The sequence below is a fragment of the Rhodoplanes roseus genome, from assembly GCF_003258865.1.
GTDB classification, from domain to species: domain Bacteria; phylum Pseudomonadota; class Alphaproteobacteria; order Rhizobiales; family Xanthobacteraceae; genus Rhodoplanes; species Rhodoplanes roseus.
Genome location: NZ_NPEX01000419.1, coordinates 1 through 3,705, shown reverse-complemented (window position 1 = coordinate 3,705; position 3,705 = coordinate 1). Strand labels below are relative to the sequence as shown.

At 67.5% G+C, this 3,705-nt stretch carries 3 protein-coding genes; all 3 read left to right on the top strand.

The window, feature by feature from the left end:
* Positions 1–661 (top strand): mandelate racemase/muconate lactonizing enzyme family protein (locus CH341_RS29380; RefSeq protein ID WP_146604674.1); only part of this gene is annotated, 661 nt, incomplete at its 5' end.
* Positions 662–785: 124 nt separating this feature from the next.
* Positions 786–2,081 carry an MFS transporter gene (locus CH341_RS29375; RefSeq protein ID WP_111422862.1) on the top strand — a complete coding sequence of 432 codons (1,296 nt, stop codon included), beginning with the start codon at positions 786–788 and terminating at the stop codon, positions 2,079–2,081.
* A 645-nt stretch (positions 2,082–2,726) separates the two neighbouring features.
* Positions 2,727–3,680 (top strand): VOC family protein, encoded by a 954-nt coding sequence (locus CH341_RS29370; protein WP_111422859.1) that lies wholly within the window; start codon positions 2,727–2,729, stop codon positions 3,678–3,680.
* Positions 3,681–3,705 lie beyond the last annotated feature (25 nt).

Genomic DNA, 3,705 nt, shown 5'->3' with positions numbered 1-3,705 from the left:
GAAGATCACTGGACCGCTGGAGAACCGCGTCATCCGCACCGTCTACGACCGGATGGCGGCGATGCGCGAGGCCGGCGGACCGGACCTCGACATCATCCTGGAGCACCACGCCAACACCGACACGATCTCGGCGATCCAGATCGGCCGGGCGCTCGAGGATCTGCGCATCTTCTACTACGAGGAGCCATGCCACCCGCTGAACTCGCGCTCGATGCTCGAGATCAAGAAGGCCTTGAAGATGCCGATCGCCGCCGGCGAGCGCATCTACACCCGCTGGGGCTACCGGCCGTTCCTCGAGGATCGCTCGATCGACGTGATCCAGCCGGACCTGTGCCTGTGCGGCGGCCTCACCGAGGCGAAGAAGATCTGCGACATGGCCAACACCTACGACTGCGCCGTGCAGATCCACGTCTGCGGCAGTCCGATCTCCAAGGCGGCGGCGCTGCAGATCGAGGCCGTGATCCCGAACTTCATCATCCACGAGCACCATCAGCGGGCGCTCAATCCGGAGAGCCGGGCGACCTGCCTGTACGACTACCAGCCGGTGAACGGCAAGTACAAGGTGCCGGACCTGCCGGGCATCGGCCAGGAGCCGACGCCGGAGACCATCGCCAAGTGCAACACCGTCACGGTGACGCGCTCCAAGAAATACATGAGCTGATCACGACGCGGCCGGCGGGACCGCCGGCCGACGCCCTCGTCCGGCGACGCCGCCCCGTGTCCGAGCCTCTCGGATCCGGCGGCGTCGTGCGGGCGCACAGAACCCGAACCGGAAAGGTCTCGTCATGTCGACTGCGATCGCGATCGACCAGGCTGCCAAGCCGACGCATCAGCGCCATCTCCTGGCGGGCATCCTGCTGCTCGTCGTCTTCTTCTCCTACATCGACCGGGTCAACGTCTCGATCCTGGTCGTCGATCCCGAGTTCCTCGACTATTTCGGGATCACGGGTCAGTCGGTCCAGAAGGGCCTGCTGATGACGCTGTTCCTGGCCGCTTACGGCGTCGGCAACGTGGTGCTGGCACCGATCGGCGACTTCCTCGGTCCGCGCAAGGCGATGTCGCTGTCCGTGGTGCTGTGGGGCCTCTCGCTGATCGTCGGCGGCCTCGCCCCGACTTTCATGCTGCTGCTGTTCTCGCGGGTCATTCTCGGCCTCGGCGAGGGCCTGCATTTCCCGATGCAGAGCAAGTACATCAAGGAGTGGTTCCGGCCCGACGAGCGCGGCAAGGCGAACGCCGTGTGGCAGACCGGCATGGCGATCGCGCCGGCCGTGGCGATGCCGCTGTTCACCGTGATCATCCATCTCACCGGCTGGCGATCGAGCTTCTTCATCCTGGCGACGGCCGGCCTGATCCCGCTCGCGGCGATCTGGTTCTTCACGGCCGACAAGCCGCGCGACCACAAGCGCATCAACCAGCTCGAGATCGACCACATCGAGGCCGGGCTCGCCGCCGAGCGCGCCAAGGCGCCGGCGGTTCCGGCGGACGCGACCGACACGCTGTGGAGCAAGTTCAAGTCGTTCGCCAGCGACTATCAGTTCTGGCTGCTGGTCGTCTACTACGTCGTCCACACCTCGGTGATCTGGGGCGCCATGACCTGGGTGCCGAGCTACCTCAAGGAGGCGCGCGGCTTCTCCTGGGCCGCGATGGGCATGCTGGCGTCGCTGCCATGGATCCTCGGCGTCGTCACCAAGATCGTCTCGGGCGTCCTGTGCGACAAGATGGGCCGGCGTGCGCCCGTGATCCTGTTCGCCATGGTCGGCGTCGGCACCGGCATCTATTTCGGCGCCACCGCGGCCGACAACATGACGGCGGCGATCTTCCTCGCCTTCGGGGTCGGCTCGATCGGTCTCGGCGGCCCGGCGGCCTGGACGCTGATGCAGGACATCGTGCCGAGCCGCGGCATCTCGACGGCGGCCGGCATCATGAACGGGCTCGGCAACGGCTTCTCGTCGCTGGCCCCGGTGGCGATCGGCTTTCTGATCTCGGTCACCGGCTCCTATGCGGGCGGCCTCTACTATCTGGTGGGCTGCGCCTTCGTCGGTGGCGTCGCCACGCTGATCCTCACCCTCAAGGGGCGCTGACGGAAGCGAGTGTCGAGCGACACTGCACCACCGCGGTAGTCCGCGCGGAGAGGTTCACGTCCCGCGGCACGGGTCCGGACCAACGAAAGCCGCACGAGAGCGTCCGTTCTCGTGCGGCTTTTCGATGCTGCACGCGGCCGCGCCGTGTCGGACGGAAAAAGGCGTCAGGAAAACGTCAGACAATGATCCAGGTCAAAGTGCCGGCCCGCCGCTTTCCATAGAGACCACCCCAGGCGCTCCGTTCGTTTCGCGGGCGCGTGCGGCGTGATGCGCTACGGGCGGTCGATGAGAGCATTTCTCACGGCCGCCCGTTCCGTTTTCCGGGGCGTCTTAGACAGCTCTCGCGACTGAACGTCCCGCGACTGAAGGTCCCGCGCCTCGCAGCCCCCTGAAACGAAACCGCCCCCGGCGAGCATTTCGGCCCGGACCGGAGGCAGATCATCGTACGCGTCGGCCATCGGCCGAGCGCATGGATCTTTAGAATACGCGGATGGCCGGTCTCGACCACTCGGAGAAATCCGGATCGTTTGCAGGCGATTAGCGCAGAGTCGCCAAGTGTCGCCAATTCCCGCGGGCCGGATTGCCCGTTTCGGTTGCGACTGCCTATGCTGGCCGGGAGCGTGTCACCCGCCCGCGAGGACCCCCATGGACGAACCGATCTTCGACATCGCGCATCTCGGCCATGTCGAGCTCCTGACCGACAAGCCGGACGAGAGCCTCGACTTCTTCACCCGCGTGCTCGGCCTCGCCGAGAGCGGTCGCGAGGGCGAGAGCGTCTTTCTGCGCGCCTTCGACGACTACGAGTTCCACACCCTCAAGCTGACCGCGGCGCCGACCACCGGCATGCGGCATGTCGGCTACCGGGCGGCGAGCCCGCAGGCGCTGGCGCGCCGCGTCGCCGCCATCGAGGCGATGGGGGCGGGGATCGGCTGGACGGACGGCGACCTCGGCCACGGCCCGGCCTACCAGTTCGCCGATCCGGACGGCCACGTCTTCGAGATCTATCACGAGACGCGCCGCTACGTGCCGCCCGCCGAAGAGAAGCCGGCGCTGAAGAACCAGGCCCAGCGGGTGCCCAACCGCGCCGTCGCGCCGCGCCGGCTCGATCACTTCAACCTGCTGGCGACCGACGTGGGCGCCATCCGGGACTTCCTGCCGAAGGCGCTGGGCAGCCGGGTGACCGAGCAGATCGTGCTCGACGACGGCAGCCTCGGCGGCTGCTGGTTCACGGTCAACAACAAGTCCTACGACGTCGCCTATACACGCGACGCCACCGGCACGCGCGGGCGCTTCCACCACGTCACCTACGCGGTCGATCAGCGCGAGCACATCCTGCAAGCCGCCGACGTGTTTCTGGAGAACGGCGTCCACATCGAGACCGGCCCGCACAAGCACGCCGTGCAGCAGACCTTCTTCCTCTATGTGTGGGAGCCGGCCGGCAACCGCGTCGAGCTGGCCAACGCCGGCGCCCGCCTGATCCTCGCCCCCGACTGGGAGCCGGTGACCTGGACCCAGACCGAGCGCCTGAAGGGCCAGGCCTGGGGCCTCAAGACCATCGAGAGCTTCCACACCCACGGCACCCCGCCGGTCGCGCCGTAGGGTGGGCGCGGCGCGTTCGCGCCGG